This window comes from Paenibacillus typhae (assembly GCF_900099765.1).
GTDB lineage: Bacteria > Bacillota > Bacilli > Paenibacillales > Paenibacillaceae > Paenibacillus_AQ > Paenibacillus_AQ typhae.
Genome location: NZ_FNDX01000029.1, coordinates 15,750 through 31,579, shown reverse-complemented (window position 1 = coordinate 31,579; position 15,830 = coordinate 15,750). Strand labels below are relative to the sequence as shown.

At 52.7% G+C, this 15,830-nt stretch carries 13 protein-coding genes; 5 read left to right on the top strand and 8 right to left on the bottom strand.

The features are described from left to right. Positions 1-124 precede the first annotated feature (124 nt). From BLR64_RS20315 to BLR64_RS20305, 3 genes are read left to right on the top strand one after another with little or no spacing between them, the layout of a single operon-like run. Entirely contained in the window at positions 125-1,258 is a 1,134-nt protein-coding gene (locus tag BLR64_RS20315) for a VanZ family protein (RefSeq protein WP_090716923.1), read from the top strand. A 14-nt stretch (positions 1,259-1,272) separates the two neighbouring features. Next, positions 1,273-2,790: an amidase family protein gene (locus tag BLR64_RS20310; protein WP_090716921.1), complete on the top strand. Its 1,518-nt coding sequence runs from the start codon at positions 1,273-1,275 to the stop codon at positions 2,788-2,790. A 40-nt stretch (positions 2,791-2,830) separates the two neighbouring features. Next, positions 2,831-4,303 carry a serine hydrolase domain-containing protein gene (locus BLR64_RS20305; RefSeq protein ID WP_244157783.1) on the top strand — a complete coding sequence of 491 codons (1,473 nt, stop codon included), beginning with the start codon at positions 2,831-2,833 and terminating at the stop codon, positions 4,301-4,303. A gap of 82 nt (positions 4,304-4,385) precedes the next feature. Here the strand turns inward: BLR64_RS20305 and BLR64_RS20300 are convergent, their stop codons facing one another. The 3 genes from BLR64_RS20300 to BLR64_RS20290 form a co-directional block, all read right to left on the bottom strand. Next, positions 4,386-5,150: an exodeoxyribonuclease III gene (locus BLR64_RS20300; protein ID WP_090716974.1), complete on the bottom strand. Its 765-nt coding sequence runs from the start codon at positions 5,148-5,150 to the stop codon at positions 4,386-4,388. A 343-nt stretch (positions 5,151-5,493) separates the two neighbouring features. Then, the gene (locus BLR64_RS20295; RefSeq protein ID WP_090716920.1) at positions 5,494-6,606 is read right to left on the bottom strand and encodes a citrate synthase/methylcitrate synthase; all 1,113 of its coding nucleotides are present in this window, start codon (positions 6,604-6,606) and stop codon (positions 5,494-5,496) included. Between the two features lie 129 nt (positions 6,607-6,735). Next, complete coding sequence (locus BLR64_RS20290; protein WP_090716918.1) at positions 6,736-7,572, bottom strand: helix-turn-helix transcriptional regulator; 837 nt, start codon at positions 7,570-7,572, stop codon at positions 6,736-6,738. A gap of 147 nt (positions 7,573-7,719) precedes the next feature. Here BLR64_RS20290 and fabF point away from each other — a divergent pair, with 147 nt between their 5' ends. Further along, entirely contained in the window at positions 7,720-8,955 is a 1,236-nt protein-coding gene (fabF, locus tag BLR64_RS20285) for a beta-ketoacyl-ACP synthase II (RefSeq protein ID WP_090716916.1), read from the top strand. A gap of 96 nt (positions 8,956-9,051) precedes the next feature. Here fabF and abnB read toward each other — a convergent pair whose 3' ends face one another. From abnB to BLR64_RS20270, 3 genes are all read right to left on the bottom strand, one after another. After that, positions 9,052-10,455, bottom strand: coding sequence for an arabinan endo-1,5-alpha-L-arabinosidase AbnB (abnB, locus tag BLR64_RS20280; protein ID WP_244157787.1), 1,404 nt, complete (start codon positions 10,453-10,455; stop codon positions 9,052-9,054). A 252-nt stretch (positions 10,456-10,707) separates the two neighbouring features. Continuing rightward, positions 10,708-11,766 carry an ABC transporter ATP-binding protein gene (locus BLR64_RS20275; protein ID WP_090716913.1) on the bottom strand — a complete coding sequence of 353 codons (1,059 nt, stop codon included), beginning with the start codon at positions 11,764-11,766 and terminating at the stop codon, positions 10,708-10,710. 137 nt (positions 11,767-11,903) lie between these two features. Beyond that, on the bottom strand, positions 11,904-12,443 hold the full coding sequence (locus BLR64_RS20270; RefSeq protein WP_090716911.1) for an HXXEE domain-containing protein: 540 nt from the start codon (positions 12,441-12,443) through the stop codon (positions 11,904-11,906). A gap of 155 nt (positions 12,444-12,598) precedes the next feature. On the opposite strand from BLR64_RS20270, the gene fabV reads away from it, so the two are divergent. Further along, complete coding sequence (fabV, locus tag BLR64_RS20265; RefSeq protein ID WP_090716909.1) at positions 12,599-13,789, top strand: enoyl-ACP reductase FabV; 1,191 nt, start codon at positions 12,599-12,601, stop codon at positions 13,787-13,789. A 75-nt stretch (positions 13,790-13,864) separates the two neighbouring features. Here the strand turns inward: fabV and BLR64_RS20260 are convergent, their stop codons facing one another. Beyond that, positions 13,865-14,848 carry a phosphotransferase family protein gene (locus BLR64_RS20260; RefSeq protein ID WP_090716908.1) on the bottom strand — a complete coding sequence of 328 codons (984 nt, stop codon included), beginning with the start codon at positions 14,846-14,848 and terminating at the stop codon, positions 13,865-13,867. Between the two features lie 6 nt (positions 14,849-14,854). Further along, positions 14,855-15,823 carry a sugar phosphate isomerase/epimerase family protein gene (locus tag BLR64_RS20255; RefSeq protein WP_090716906.1) on the bottom strand — a complete coding sequence of 323 codons (969 nt, stop codon included), beginning with the start codon at positions 15,821-15,823 and terminating at the stop codon, positions 14,855-14,857. Positions 15,824-15,830: the final 7 nt, after the last annotated feature.

Sequence of the window (15,830 nt, the reverse complement as noted above, 5' to 3'; positions counted from 1 at the left end):
CGCTTTCAATAAATTCTATAATGGAAAAGCCTGACTGCAGGGATTCTGACCGGTTTGATCGTCTAACAGCCAGCGGAGCTTGCCGGGATGTTCCCGGAGCCAAATTTTTTACGGCAGGTGAACTATGTTTGAATCCTATCTTTTCCCTATTTCCTATGCGTTTATGTCCTTTCCGGTTGCGGCGCTGCTGTTTACCCTGCCCTTCCTGATTATCCAGTACCGGCGTTACGGTTATATCCATAAGCTCCGGGCACTGATTCTTTATCTGCTGCTGCTCTATCTCATAAATGTCTTCTATCTGATCATGCTGCCTTTTCCGGCAACCAGGCATAATCTGCCGCCTGCAGGCGGCAGTCTGCAGCTTGTCCCGCTGCAGTTCATCGGGGAAATTCTGCACAGCAGCCGTTTCACCGCGGACGACCCTTCTACCTATATCACGCTGCTGAGCGAGCCTCCTTTTTATCAGGCAGTATTTAACGTGCTGCTGATGGTGCCGTTCGGCATGTTTCTGGGTTATTATTTCCGGACGAGATGGGTAGTCTGCATCCTGCTCTCCTTCTGCCTGTCCCTGCTGTTCGAGATTACGCAGATCACGGGCATTTACGGCTTCTTCGATCATCCGTACCGGGTATTCGATGTTGATGACCTGATCACCAATACGCTTGGCGGAATTGCCGGGTACAGAATCGCCCTTTGGATATCCGCGGCACTTCCGAGGATTGAACAGCTGGATGCCAATGAGGATTTAAGCGCCAAGCGGGTCACCTACACCCGGCGCGGGATTGCATGTATACTGGATGCCTGTGTTTGGCTGCCAGCCAGTGGCTTATTAAGCCTGTCTCCCGTTCCTTATCCTGTGTGGATTACTCAGGCCGTTTACTTTCTGCTCCTTCCGCGCTTAACCGGGGGCAAGACGCCGGGAAAATGGCTCGTACGCATCCGGGTGCAGAGTAAATCCGGCAGGCCGAAGCTCTGGAGACTGGCCGTCAGATACGGATTGCTGTATGCTGTTTTGCCTGGAATGAATATTTTGCTGTTTGATTCGGCATATGCTGAGACCATGAACCCTGAGCTGGCTGCTTCCGCCCGCGGCGTAGTGCTGCTGGCAGATCTCCTGTTTCTTATTCATACCGTCATTAGCATATTCCGGAAGAAGGAGCTTTTCTACGAAAGGTTAAGCGGCACCCGCAATCTGATTACCTGGCCGGAGAAGCTGCGGCAGGCTGCTGCTGACGAATCCCCGCAAATAGCCCAATAACAAGGAGAGTGTATATGCCTGAATCTTCACCTAAACCGGTTCTGAATGATGAGCAGCTGCATTGGCAGAATTGGATCATTGAAGCCGATATCTCAGCTATGCAGACAGAAATGGCCGGGGGGGCTTTAACCTCAGTGCAGCTGGTGCAGCTCTATCTGGACAGGATCAGCAGATTTGATATTGTCATTAACGCTGTCCTGGAGCTTAATCCCGATGCGCTCGAAATAGCTGCAGGGCTGGACCGGGAGCGGCTGGCCTCGGGAGCACGCAGCATCCTGCACGGCATTCCGCTGCTTGTCAAAGACAACATTGACACTGCAGATAAGCTGCACACGAGCGCAGGCTCAATCGCATTGGCAGAATCAACTGCCGCAAGCGATGCCGTGCTGATCCGGCATTTACGTGAAGCCGGTGTCATTATCCTCGGCAAAGCGAATATGACAGAATGGGCCAATTTTATGGCTCCCGGCATGTGGGCCGGTTACAGCTCGCGCGGCGGGCTCGTTCTGAATCCCTACGGTCCCGGCGAGCTGTTTGTCGGAGGCTCCAGCTCAGGCAGCGCCGCTTCTGTTGCAGCCAATCTTGTGGCTGCGGCAATCGGAACCGAGACCTCCGGTTCCATTATCGGCCCGGCCAGCCAGAACAGCGTGGTCGGAATCAAGCCGACGGCCGGCCTGGTCAGCACAGCCGGGATTATCCCCGGCATCGGTACCCAGGATACAGCCGGCCCGCTGGCACGGACAGTCTCAGATGCAGCTATTCTGCTGGGCGCAATGACGGGAGCATGTACTCCGGAGCAGCCGGACCCGAAGGCTGCAGGATTACCTTCTGCTCCAGACTATACGGCTTTCCTTGATCCGCAGGGTCTGCAGGGTGTGCGTATCGGCATTCCAAGAGCTGTCTACCAGGAGCTGGATAAGGATGTTTTGGCAATTATGGAGGAGGCCATCAGACTTCTCAAAGACTACGGCGCAATCATTGTTGATCCTGTTGAGCTGCCATGTATGGGCGCCGATTGGAGCCCGGTTATGCTTCAATATGAGTTTAAAAGAGGGCTTGACCGCTATCTGGCCGGACTTTCCGAATCCATACCTGTACATAACCTTAGTGAGTTGATTGCCTACAACGCTCAGCATAGCGGAATTGCTTTGAAATATGGCCAGGATACCTTGGTATGGCTGGAGAAGTCCGGAGACGGAATATCAGAGGAGGAGTATCTTACTGCTCTTCATAAATCCAGAGAGCTTGCGCGGGATCAGGGCATAGACTACGCCTTGCGTGAACACCGCCTTGATGCGCTGATGTTTCCCGGATTTCACGGAACTGATCTTGCAGCCAGAGCTGGCTATCCTTTAATTACAGTACCTGCCGGATATGCAGCTGAAGGGATCATTACTCCAGGCGGCTACACTACAAAAGGCCCGCACGGTGTTACCTTTTCCGGTACCGCTTTCAGCGAGCCTGTACTGCTAAGAATTGCTTACGGGTTTGAACAGGCAGCAAGGCGGCGTATTCTGCCCAGCCTGTCTTAAATAATGCACTTTTATCCCATTTATCCAGTGAGGAGCGGTAATGATGAACAAGACTAGTATTCCTGTACCTGAACTGCCAAGATGCATGCCAGAGGAGCAAGGGATTCAATCCAGTGCCATTTCAGCCTTTTTGACCCGGATTAAGGAGTCGCAGCTTGCACTCCACAGCTTTATGCTGCTGCGGCACGGCCATGTAGTCGCTGAGGGCTGGTGGGCTCCGTATAGCCCGGAGCGCAAGCACATGTTATTTTCACTCAGCAAAAGCTTCACGGCCACAGCCATCGGGCTAGCTGCAGCAGAGCAGCTGCTGTCGCTGGAGGACAAGGTAATCTCCTTCTTCCCTGAGGAAACACCCGGGAACCCCGGCCCCCGACTGGCTGCAATGAATATCCGGCACCTGCTGATGATGGGCACCGGCCACACCTCGGATACCATGGAGGAAATGATGAAGGAGGCCGATGGCAACTGGGTCAGAGCCTTTCTGCAGCTTCCGGTTGACCGGGAGCCGGGCAGCCATTTCCTGTATAATACCGGAGCGACTTATATGCTGTCTGCCATTCTCCAGCAAGTAACCGGACAGACGCTGCTGGATTTTCTTCACCCGCGGCTGTTTAGCCCCCTTGGCATTATTAATCCTGTATGGGACTATTGTCCCCGCGGTATCAACACCGGCGGTTTCGGACTCAGCATCACTACCGAAGATATCGCCAGATTCGGACAGCTGTATCTGCAAAAGGGCATGTGGAACGGCAGGCAGCTGCTTCCGCAGGAATGGGTGGCTGAAGCGAGCTCGCTGCAGATTGAGAACGGGGACGGCAAGCCAGACAGCGGTGACTGGTCCCAGGGCTACGGCTATCAGTTCTGGAGATGCCGGCATGGCCTTTACCGCGGCGACGGGGCTTTCGGCCAATTCTGTATCATCATGCCTGAACAGGATGCAGTCGTAGCGATCACCAGCGGTACTCAACAGATGCAAGAGGTGATGAATGCTGTGTGGGAGCTGCTGCCGGCATTTAATGATACACAGGCTGAGCTGGAGCAGCAGCCGGATGCTGCGGCGCGTTTAGCCGATCAGCTTCGTACGCTGGCAATCACACCACCAGTTATCAGGTCTTTTTCTGCCTGGGAGTCAGCAGTAAACGGCCAGACCTACCAGCTGGAGTCCAACGGCCTGCAGATTGATTCACTGGCCATTGCCTTTGGTGACAATGAAGCCCGCGTTACGCTTCACGATCAGCACGGCGGATGTCAGGAGCTCATCCTGGGACGCGGGGCATGGGCGTCTAGTCAGGTGCGGCTGATGCCTGGTCCCGCTGCTCCTGATGCTATAATGTCCAGCTTCACATGGACGACTGAAGATATGCTGCAGCTGACACTCTTGATGGTTGAACAGCCATTCATATTCACGCTTGAGATTACGTTCAGTGAACAATCCTTAACACTGACCCAGTCTGCAAACGTAGGCATGGGAGAACAGGAGCCTGTAACGATCAAAGGCAGAATACTGGCGTAACAGCGGTTTTCCAACCTGCACAAACAAGCGGCCATTACAGCTCCTTCCGGACTGCATGGCCGCTTTTTAGCATATTAACGGATTATACTGCGGGCTCGTTTATCTTGAGAACAACCGGACAATGGTCGCTGCCCAGTATATTGCAGTCAATCGCCGCATCCACCAGCTGCGGAGCCAGCCGGGAAGAGGCCAGGAAATAATCAATCCGCCAGCCCACATTCCGCTCCCGGATCTTGGGCATATACGACCACCAGGTATACGCACCTTCCTTTTCCGGATAAAAGAATCTAAAGGTATCAATGAAGCCGGAATCCAGCAGCGTTGTCATTTTGGCGCGCTCTTCATCGGTGAATCCTGAATTGCCGCGGTTGGCTTTGGCATTTTTCAGGTCGATATCGGCATGGGCTACGTTAAGATCACCGCAGACCAGCACCGGCTTGTGCTTGTCCAGCGCAAGAAGATAGCTGCGGAAGCGGTCCTCCCATTCCATTCTGTAGTCCAGCCTGGTCAGATCGCGTTTGGCGTTTGGAGTGTAGACATTAACCAGGTAAAAGCCGTCAAACTCCAGGGTAATCACCCGGCCCTCCGGCTCGGAATCCTCCTCCAGCCCGTATCTTACCGAAAGCGGCTTGATTCTGGTGAAAACAGCCGTTCCGGAGTATCCCTTTTTCTGCGCGTAATTCCAGAACTGGTAGTACTCCTCCCCGTGGTCCAGCGTAATCTGCCCCTCCTGCAGCTTTGTTTCCTGTACACAAAATATATCTGCCGCACTCTCCTTGAAATAATCATTAAAGCCTTTGCCCACACAGGCTCTGAGGCCGTTGACATTCCACGATATCAGCTTGATCATATGCATTCTCCTTATATTTTCACTCTATATCATTTAATCTCAATCTATATAGTCTACCATACAATAGCCCGTCAGAGAGTACAGCGGTGTGATGCAATAATTTGCGCGAATCTCCTAAGTCATCTGTAACAGCAGTAATAGAATCATTGAATATAATAATCTATCAAAAGCAAAGGAGGTCTGAATACCCTGATTGCAATAACAGATTTTTAATCTGACTGTTCAAAAATGTGAGATCAGAGTATCCGCCGTACTCGCTCATAAACCCTCCTCCTTCAATAAAAGACCCCTGGCCGTTTAACCGGCCAGGGGTTTCGTATGATGATGGAAATTCGATCCGTTATACCGTCTCAGCTTCTGTCTCCGGCATGGGACCTGTATAAACCGACTGCGGCCGGAAAATCCGGTTGCTCTCCGCCTGCTCCAGAATATGCGAGGTCCAGCCGACGATTCTGCCCGCCGTAAAGGTCGGTGTAAAAATGTCCGGGTCCAGCTGCAGCGCCTTGAGAATAGCTGCAGCATAAAATTCAACATTTGTGAACAGCCGGCGGCCGGGCTTGTATTCCTCCAGCAGCCGGATGGCCGTATGCTCCACATGAATTGCAAGATCAAAGGAAGGATCCTTGCCGATCATGGCTTCCGTGGCAATCATCAGCGCTTCCGCACGCGGGTCCTTCGTCTTGTAAATCCGGTGGCCGAAGCCCATGATTTTGCCGCGGTTCTCCAGAACCTTGCGGATCCACGGCTCAGCACGGTCCATCGTACCGATCTCCTCCAGCATGGAGATAACCTCTGATGGCGCACCGCCGTGCAGCGGGCCTTTCATCGCCCCGATCGCACCGCATACCGCTGCACATATATCTGACTCAGTCGACAGGACAACCCGTGAAGCAAAGGTCGAAGCATTCATGCCATGCTCCATGCACAGGATTTGATAAGCGCTCAGCGCCTGTACATGCGCTTCTTCGGGAATACTTCCGGTCAGCATGTACAAGTAATTCGCTGCATGCCCCAGCTCTGCCAGCGGCTCAACTTCAGGCAGATTGTTTACTTTGCGGTACCTGTAGGCAATGATCGTCGGCAGAACCGATGTCAGCCGGATCGCCTGCTTCAGGGTTGGCGGCCACGTCGCGTTGTCCTTGTCGCCTAAGGCTGCTACCGCGCTCTGCAGGACAAGCATCATCGGAATCGACGGCGGCAGCAGATCAATCATTTGCTTCAAATACTCCGGAATCGTCCGCGCTGCTGCCATCTCCTGCTTGAGCAGTACCAGCTCCTCCGCTTCCGGCAGACGGCGGTTCCAGAGCAGATACGCAACCTCCTCATAGCTCTTGCTTACAGCAAGCTCCTTCGCCCAATATCCGCGGTAGACCAGATAGCCTTTCTCTCCATCCACCAGTCCGATATCTGTTTCACCTGCAACTACGCCTTCCAATCCGGTTACCTTCGCCATTGTTACATACTCCTTTTCCGTTCGCAATAAAGTTAACATCTTATAAGAAGTATATGCCGGATTTGATATATTGCATATTTATTGTTTTTTATGAATACATAAATATTTTTTATCGGCGTAGCAATCAGTCTACTTCATCAGCAGCTCCAGCTTGGATTCTGTACCGGTTTCTGCGGCCGGTGTATAGATGCTGCAGCGTAAATCGGCAGTGCCGTGTACCTGCAGCGAGGTGAGGTGGAAGAGCATTTTTCCCGCTTTGGCATGGCGGAATTCCAGTACTACATCCGGCGCACTGCTGACCCTGCTCTCCTCCCACAGCTCCTGAAAACGGGGATGCTGCCCCTTCATCTCAGCGATAAAGTCATCATACCAGCGGTCTTCAACATACTGTCCGTAATAGGCCCGGAAAATAGACAGATACCCCCTTACAAACTGTTCCCAGTTCACAGCCAGCCGCTGAAACTCCTTGCGGACGAACAAGAGGGAGATCATATTCCGCCCCTCTGCCGGGAGCTGCGTAAAATCCAGAAATACATGGGCAGCTGCTTCGTTCCAGCCCACGATATTACAGTGACGGTCTGAAATAATGGTCGGACAGGTCGTAAGCTCCTGCAGTATTTTTTGCAGAGAGGGGCTGATTACGGTAACCTCCTCCTGCTGATAGGCTGCCGGGCCGGGGCCGTTGTCCAATGCCAGAGCAAACAGATAATTCCGCTCATCCTTGGTCAGCCTCAGCGCTGCGGCAATGCATTCAAGCACCGAGGGCGACACCTTGATGTCCCTGCCTTGTTCAAGCCATGTATACCAGGTACTGCTTACCCCTGCCAGCTGTGCTACCTCCTCGCGTCTCAGACCGGGTGTCCGTCTCCGTGTACCTTCAGGCAGCCCGACGGAAGCCGGCGTAAGCGAAGCCCTGCGTGATTTGAGAAAACCCGACAATGCCTGCAATCTAGTTTCATTGGACATATTGTATCCCTGCCTTATCCAGATTTGATAATACACTAGTAGTAATTATACTAGTATAAACCACAACTTGTAATAGGATAAGCAAAGTGGAAAAATAATGTTTGTACCCTTCGGGAGAATAAACAGCCTGATTATAGGAGGATTTATATGGAACGTGTAGTTATCACCGGCATGGGAGTCATTTCACCGCTTGGCAATACTGTAGAGCAATTCTGGAGTCGCCTGAGCGCGGGAGAATCTGGTGTTTCGCCCATTACTTCATTTGATACAGCCCGCTATAAAAGCAAGATCGCCGGACAGGTCAGGGATTTCGATCCGGAAGGCCGGTTCGGCCGCAAGGAAGCCCGCCGGATGGACCGGTTCACCCAGTTTGCGCTGGCTGCCGCCGAGGATGCCTGGGCCGATTCCGGCCTGCAGCTGGACCTGATTGACCGGGAACGGCTAGGTGTATATGTAGGTTCAGGTGTAGGCGGCATTCACACCCTGATGGAACAGGCTGAGTTGCTCAGGGCACGCGGGCCGGAAAGAGTCAGCCCGACGCTCATCCCCATGCTGATCTCCAATATGGCCGCAGCTGCAATCAGTATACGGTTCGGTGCACTTGGTCCTGCCCTCTCGCCTGTTACCGCCTGCTCAATCGGCAACACTGCCATCGGTGAGGCTTTCCGGCTGATCCGTTACGGCGGTGCCGACTGTATAATTGCCGGCGGTGCGGAAGCTGCCGTTACTGAAATCTCGCTGGCCAGCTTCGGTAATGCCACTTCGCTCTCTACCCGTAATGAAGAACCGGAGAAGGCCAGCCGTCCGTTTGACGGCAGCCGGGACGGCTTCGTGATCGGCGAAGGCGGCGCCATCCTCATTCTCGAGTCACTGTCGCATGCCCTGCGCCGGAGCGCAACTATTTATGCCGAAGTTACCGGGTACGGGGCCAGCTCGGATGCTTATCATATGGTTGCAACCCACCCTGAAGGCACAGGTGCTTATCTGGCCATGAAGCTGGCTTTGGGTGAAGCGGGAATTCAGCCTGAAGAAGTGGACCTGATCAGCGCCCATGCCACCAGCACCCTGATAGGAGACCGTTCGGAAACAGCAGCGATCAAGAAGCTGTTCGGGGAAGCGGCATACCGTATTCCTGTCACAGCCAACAAATCAATGACCGGTCACGCACTGGGAGCGGCCGGCGGCCTGGAGGCGGTTGCTCTGATCAAGAGTATTGAACAGGGACTAATACCGCCTACAATCAACCAGGAGATGCCAGATGAAGTCTGCGATCTGGACTATGTGCCGAATACCGCCCGGAAGGCAGAGCTGGATATCGGCATATCCAATTCGTTCGGCTTCGGCGGGCACAACGCCGTTATCGTGCTCCGGAAGTACCGGTAATGCTTATTTCCTCCACATCCTCAGCATAGCAGCAGCCCGCTCAGCGCATTGAATACGCCAGGCGGGCTGCCAGTTGTCTAATCAGACATCGCTAAGTTATTTCGTGCTTCCTTCAGATACATGACTTCCCCAAACCGCAGTTCCGTCTCCGGACAACGCGGTAAAGGTCATCACATTCCCGTTCACCGCTTCGTTCCATTCCCGTAAGAACACACCTTTGTATTCTGCGCCCTCTACTGTAATCTTAGCGGTATGCTCTCCTTCCAGGCTCCATGTACCCGTAACCGCTCCGGTTATCTTGCCGTCCGCGGTCAGCACAATCATCTCAGATTCGACTATCTCTGCGCTGATATCCCTGCCGTGATTAACATATTTGTACTCTCCGGTAATGTCCTTTGCCTTGTAGCTGCCGATAGTCTCCCCGCCGTAACGGTGTGGTGCGACTACAGGCCAGCCGTCCTCATTCATGAACATCTGATGTACACGCACCTCATGCTCTTCGCCGCGATACGGGAAGCGTGTATGGAAAATCAGGAAATACCGGCCGCTTTTCTCATCGTAATAAGCTGAATTATGTCCGGGAGATACATAACCCTCCCCCGTGGCATCCGGCTCGGATGCACTGTTCAGAAATTCGAAATTCCCCATCAGCTTGACGCCGTACGGTGAATATACGGGATCATCGAACAGCTTGTCTGGGTTGCCGACTGCATCCAGCATCGCTTTGCCTTCAGAGTCCTCGAACGGGCCGTCCGGATTCTTGGAGCGGGCAACACGGATATTATATCCCCCGTTCGCATCAAGCCCCCCGTAAGAGAGGAACAAGTAGTAGTAATCGGTCTCAGGGCTGTACAGCATATAAGGGCCCTCTATCCGGGCATGATTGGCTCCGAGCAGTTTTTTGCCGTAGCCCTGGTCCGGGAGCGGGAAGCCGCTGGCTGGATCAAGCTCCAGGATAAAAATACCGCCCGAGTACGAACCATAGACCATCCACAATTTTCCGTCCTTATCAAAGAAGACATCCGGGTCAACCACATTCGGCTTCTGGGTGGCGTCATAAACTTCACCGTCATCGCCGATCCCGGACATACCGGATTTCAGGATAATTCCCAGGTCCTTATATGGCCCTTGAATTTTATCCGAAACAGCGATCCCCATCGCCGACAGAGGTGAATCGCCGCGGCAGGCATCATAATACATGTAAAACTTACCGTCAGCGAGCTGAATGACATCCGGCGCCCAGAGGGTGTCCGACTGTGCCCAGCTGAAGGTCTCGCTAAGTTCCTCAGTCACATTGGGAATGAGCACATTCCCGTCCTCCACCACAGAAGAGATCTGTTCCCAGGCCATCAAATCCTTGGATTTGGCTGAAGCCAGATGGGAGCCAAAGACATAATAGGTCCCGTCTGCCTTGATAACGGAAGGGTCATGGACAGAGACATTTTCAAACTTGGGTACGCTGCCTCCGTTTCCGCCGCAGCCTGATAATACGGTTAACATTAATAATGATGTTACAGCACGTTTTTTCATGACTATACCTCCTATGTATACCCTTACATTTTGCTGTGGAAAGGTAAAATAGTCAATAGTTTTATTTAAATATATAAATATTATTTCAATAATATATAAAACAAAAAAACAATTCAGCGTTGTTTAGGGCGAAAAAAAGGGCGCAAAAAAGCGCCAAGCCGTAAAACGGCCTGACGCTAATCTTACCAGTATGCAGCTCCAGTGCGTAATTAATACACCATATTACCCTTCAACCAGAACCGGCTGCGGATAAGCATTAGGTAATACACGCTGTCTCTTCTTCACAACCGCAGGAGGCTCAACAGCCGGAGCCATCGGATGCATCAGCCAGGACTTCACCAGATGGGAGTCCGAAACCTTGTACATCGGAGGTTCCTTCTCCATATCAATCGCCATAGCATAAGTGCTGCGCAGGGCAAACGCATCGCCCTTAGGCGGCTTGATCAGATCCGGAGGCGTTCCCGGAATAGCTGTCAGCATGGAGCCCTTACTGTCAAGGCTTGGCATGGAAGCCAGCAGACCCCAGGTATAAGGATGTCTAGGATCATAGAAGATTTCTTCCGCTGTTCCCATTTCCACAATCTGTCCGGCATACATAACCGCAACGCGGTCAGCCATTCTGGCTACAACACCGAGGTCATGGGTAATGAAAATAATCGCAGTATCAATCTTCTTCTGCAGATCCTTCATCAGATCCAGAATCTGGGCCTGAATCGTTACGTCAAGCGCTGTTGTCGGCTCATCGGCAATCAGCAGCTTAGGATTGGCCGCAAGCGCCATGGCGATTACGACACGCTGACGCATACCGCCGGAGAACTCATGCGGGTACTGCTGAAAACGGCGTTCCGGGGAAGGAATACCCACCAGGCCCAGCAGCTCGACAGCACGCTTGTAAGCAGCTTCCTTGCTGATCTTTTCGTGCTTGAACAATACCTCGGTAATCTGCTTTCCGACCTTCATCATCGGATTTAGGGAAGTCATCGGGTCCTGGAAGATCATGCCGATCTCTTTACCGCGGATTTTTTGCATCTGCTTTTCGGTCTTATGAATCAGGTCTTGCCCGTCGAACAAAATCTGTCCGCGTTTGTATTGTCCCTGCGGCTGCGGTACAAGCTTCATAACCGCCTGGGAGGTTACACTCTTACCGGAACCGGATTCGCCGACAATCGCCAGTGTTTCACCTTTATTCACATGAAAGTTAACACCACGGATTGCTTGTACTTCTCCGCCGCGTGTCTTGAATGAAATTGCTAGGTCCTTTACCTCTAAAAGGCGCTCCATCCTGTCACCCTCTCTGCTCTTTTCAAAAGTACGAAATAGTTCTCATTATATAGAATAGGCAATAAGTAATATTTTATCTAGCATTATGCCTCTTAGTCAAGTGCTTTTCAGAAAATGAATCATACAATACATGTCAGCTATGTTCTTTGATGACGTCCTCTGCTCTTCAGCAAACCCCAGACAACCGGAGGAGTCAACAGAAACAGCAGCAGCAGCGCCCATCCAAAGTCGTGCAGACCGACAATCTTTTCCGAAAGAAGCCGATAAAAGGCATACAGCGAATATGGCAAAGCAATGAACAGCGCCGTTACAACTCCCGGTGTATACAGCTTCAAGTAAATACTCTGTCCAAAATGGGTAAAAACATGCAGTAAAAACAAGGCGGTCACAGCTAGATACAGTGTATAAAAGGAAAAGAACACCGCAGCTGCGGTAACTGAAACGATCAGAAAATATACAAACAGCACATCCAGCGCAAAATTTCTGGTTGTCATTCGCATAGAGGATTTGTACATTTTGCGCATCCGCGGGGGAATAGCCGCTTCCACTCTGTTTCCGTAAGTAATACCCCAGCTCTCCACGGTTAAAATCTCCTCAAAATCATGAAACATGAAGCAAACAGGCAGCAGCCATAATAGACTTATCGTGTCTATATGCTGATTAAGCCAATCCAGCATTTTAACCCGTCCTCCCCCACATGAATACGGACATTTTTTGCGGGTTTACTGTTGTACAAGCTGACTCATCAGGCCGTATACTGGCTATTATAGCGCTTTGTTTTATGTCTTACTGAGTTATATTTCACAGCTTCCCGGAAAGGAATGATTAAAAAGTGATCATCAAGCCAAGAACAAGGGGCTTTATATGTACAACCGCCCATCCCGCAGGCTGTGCACAGCAGGTTCAGAAGCAGATCGAGTATATTCGTACCCGTCCGGCGCTAAAGGGTCCGCGCAACGTCCTTGTGATTGGAGCCTCAACCGGCTACGGGCTCGCATCCAGGATTACCGCCGCCTTCGGTGCAGGAGCTGCAACTGTCGGTGTCTACCGCCCAAGTACAGCTACCGAGACACGGACCGCATCTGCAGGCTGGTATAACTCGGCAGCCTTTGAACAGGCGGCTCTTGAGGCAGGCTTGCGCTCCTACAGTGTATGCGGAGATGCCTTCACCCGGGAGACCAAGGAGCGTACCGCTGACCTGATCAGGCGTGAGCTCGGCCAGGTGGATCTGGTTATTTATAGCGTTGCTACGGGCCGCAGGACAGATCCTGTAACCGGACAGGTTTATAATTCCGTGCTTAAGCCCATCGGCGAGCCCTATACCAATAAAACGGTCAATTTTCACAACGGGGAAGTGTCACAGGTTACCGTTGACCCAGCCTCTGAACCGGAAATTGAGGATACTGTTCATGTCATGGGCGGTGAAGACTGGCAGCTGTGGATTGACAGCCTGAAAGCAGCCGGGGTCCTGGCTGACAATGCCGTAACACTGGCATTCTCCTATATCGGTCCAGAGCTTACCCAGGAGATCTACCGCAAGGGCACCATAGGCCGCGCTAAAGACCACCTGGAGGCGACCGCCCGGCTACTGGACAGCCAGCTTGCCCCCGGCGGCGGACGGGCTTATGTGGCAGTCAGCAAAGGCCTTGTTACGCAGTCCAGCTCAGCCTTGCCTGTAGTCCCGCTCTACATCTCACTTCTGTACAAGATCATGAAGGGACAAGGCACACACGAAGGCTGCATCGAGCAGGCTTACCGGCTGTTCAATGAACGCTTGTATGCTGCCGGAGGCATTCCGGTTGATGAAGCGGGGCGCATCCGGATTGACGACTGGGAGCTGAAACCTTCCGTACAGGCGGAAGTTGACCGGCTCTGGCCGCACCTGACTACGGAGACTATGGATGAGCTGTCCGATCTGCGCGGCTACCGGGAGGAGTTCTTCCAGCTGTTCGGCTTTGAGACAGCCGGAATTGACTATGAGGCAGATACAGATCCTGTTGTCATTGTTCCGAACCAGTTTTAAGCTGCCGGTCTGTTTGATCTATTTACCCACACAAGAAGGCCGGGTTCCGCGGATGGCGGACCGGCCTTCTTGCACTTACGTTATCGGACTACCGTCCAATGTTCTAAATGATTTCCAGCTCTCTGCAAGATTATCTGCAGCCCAGCGGATATGATTCCCGTCTTTGTACCGGCGTGAGTCACATTCGATTCTCATAATCAGATCCAGATAGAAATCATAGAGCTTGATACGCAGACGCTCTCCCGGACTGCCGAAGGTTTGCCCGTAACCCTCATAGAAAGGCGCAGAATGCTCAAAATGCCTGAAATAATATTCCATCAGTACATCGCCCCACAGGGCCCGTTCCCAGTCAATGACAGAGACAATTTTCCCGTCCTGTACAAACAGATTGCCATTCCACAAGTCCCAATGGATCAGCCTAGGTTCTGTCACCTCATCCAGGGCTGGCAGATAATGCTCCAGCACCTTCCAGATTACCTCATCCTCTGCCGGTAAAATCACTCCCAGCTCTCTGGCGTCCTCCAGCAGTGTACGAAGCATTCCGGTGAACGACTCCCGCCATGTCCGCACATCTTCCCCTGCATCCTGTGTGAACAGCCCGAACCTTGTCCCGGTAATCCCGTTAATCTGGCGCTGATACCGTCCCAGTTCCCGCTCGATCTCTGCCTGTTCGGCAGGTGAATAGCTTTCCTTCACCTCACTGTACGGCTGGCCATATACCTTTTCCATAAAAAAATATGGGCAAGGCAGTACACTGCGGCTGTCATCGAAGCTGTACACCGCGGGAACCGGAATCCGTCCGTCTGCTGCAACAAGCCGGAGTGCTTCCACCTCAGCGGCCATAATATTGTTCTCATAGCTTAGTGTTCTGGTTTCGTCAGACGGGGCAACCTTCAAAATCACCTGTTTCCCGTCATTAAGTTCCAGATTATAAGCCGTGTTAAAAAATCCGCCGGTCAACTCTGTATATGAGAGAACAGCACAACCTTCACCAAAAGCGGCTTGCACCGCGGCCCTCAGCTGGCTGTCATCCAGCTTGACCTTAGTAAAGCTCTCCACCGGCGTTTACACCCACCACATCTCGCCAAGGGGCTCCTCAATCAGCACCTGGCGGAGATTGTCGACCGCCTTGGAGAAGCCTTCTTCAACCGACATCAGGCCGTCTTCATGCTCAATGCTGACTACATAATCATAGCCGACCAGACGCAACGCGCTGATGATGTCTGCCCAGGTCTTCACATCATGCCCGTAGCCCACGGAGCGGAACTGCCAGGCGCGGTCAAGCATATTGGTGTACGGCTGCATATCGGTAAGACCGTGCTTGTTGACGTTCACCGGATCGATCACCGTATCCTTGGCATGGAAGTGATGAATTGCTCCTGCCCTGCCGAGAATGTGAATCGCCTGCACCGGATCAATGCCCTGCCACCACATGTGGCTCGGATCAAGGTTGGCACCGATGGCATCCCCGGCAGCTTCACGCAGCCGCAGCAGGGTAGCAGGAGTGTGCACGGAGAAGCCTCCATGCAGCTCCAGACCGATCTTTACGCCATGCTCCGTAGCGAAATCGGCCATTTCCTTCCAATAAGGAATGACCTTGTGCTCCCACTGCCAGGCCAGAATCTCCTGGTAATCGTTCGGCCATGGAGCCACCGGCCAGTTCGGGTACTTCGCCCCTTCATGATCTCCCGGACAGCCGGAGAAGGTATTGACTACCTGAACCCCCAGCTTCTGGGCCAGCTTGACGGAATCGACGAATGCCTCATGGTCCTTCTGCGCCAGCTCCTTCTGCGGATGCAGCGGATTGCCATGGCAGCTAAGCGCACTGATAATCAGCCCGCGCGATTCGATCTGGTGCTTGAATTCCTGCAGCGCCGCTTCGTTCTCCAGCAGCAGCTTGGCATCGCAGTGACTGTTCCCCGGATAGCCTCCGGTGCCGATCTCTACCGCCTTAAGCCCTTTGGAAACCACATAATCCAGTGCATCCTCCAGCTTGCGACCGCCGAAAAGCACCATAAATACTCCAAGTTTCATTGACCTG

Excerpts from the sequence above, each read along its gene's own strand:
- BLR64_RS20270 (WP_090716911.1), bottom strand. The coding sequence starts at position 12,443 with ATGCTGGATTGGCTTAATCAGCATATAGACACGATAAGTCTATTATGG.
- BLR64_RS20275 (WP_090716913.1), bottom strand. The coding sequence starts at position 11,766 with ATGGAGCGCCTTTTAGAGGTAAAGGACCTAGCAATTTCATTCAAGACA.
- abnB (WP_244157787.1), bottom strand. The coding sequence starts at position 10,455 with ATGTTAACCGTATTATCAGGCTGCGGCGGAAACGGAGGCAGCGTACCC.
- BLR64_RS20295 (WP_090716920.1), bottom strand. The coding sequence starts at position 6,606 with ATGGCGAAGGTAACCGGATTGGAAGGCGTAGTTGCAGGTGAAACAGAT.
- fabF (WP_090716916.1), top strand. The coding sequence starts at position 7,720 with ATGGAACGTGTAGTTATCACCGGCATGGGAGTCATTTCACCGCTTGGC.
- BLR64_RS20255 (WP_090716906.1), bottom strand. The coding sequence starts at position 15,823 with ATGAAACTTGGAGTATTTATGGTGCTTTTCGGCGGTCGCAAGCTGGAG.
- BLR64_RS20305 (WP_244157783.1), top strand. The coding sequence starts at position 2,831 with ATGATGAACAAGACTAGTATTCCTGTACCTGAACTGCCAAGATGCATG.
- BLR64_RS20290 (WP_090716918.1), bottom strand. The coding sequence starts at position 7,572 with ATGTCCAATGAAACTAGATTGCAGGCATTGTCGGGTTTTCTCAAATCA.
- BLR64_RS20310 (WP_090716921.1), top strand. The coding sequence starts at position 1,273 with ATGCCTGAATCTTCACCTAAACCGGTTCTGAATGATGAGCAGCTGCAT.
- BLR64_RS20315 (WP_090716923.1), top strand. The coding sequence starts at position 125 with ATGTTTGAATCCTATCTTTTCCCTATTTCCTATGCGTTTATGTCCTTT.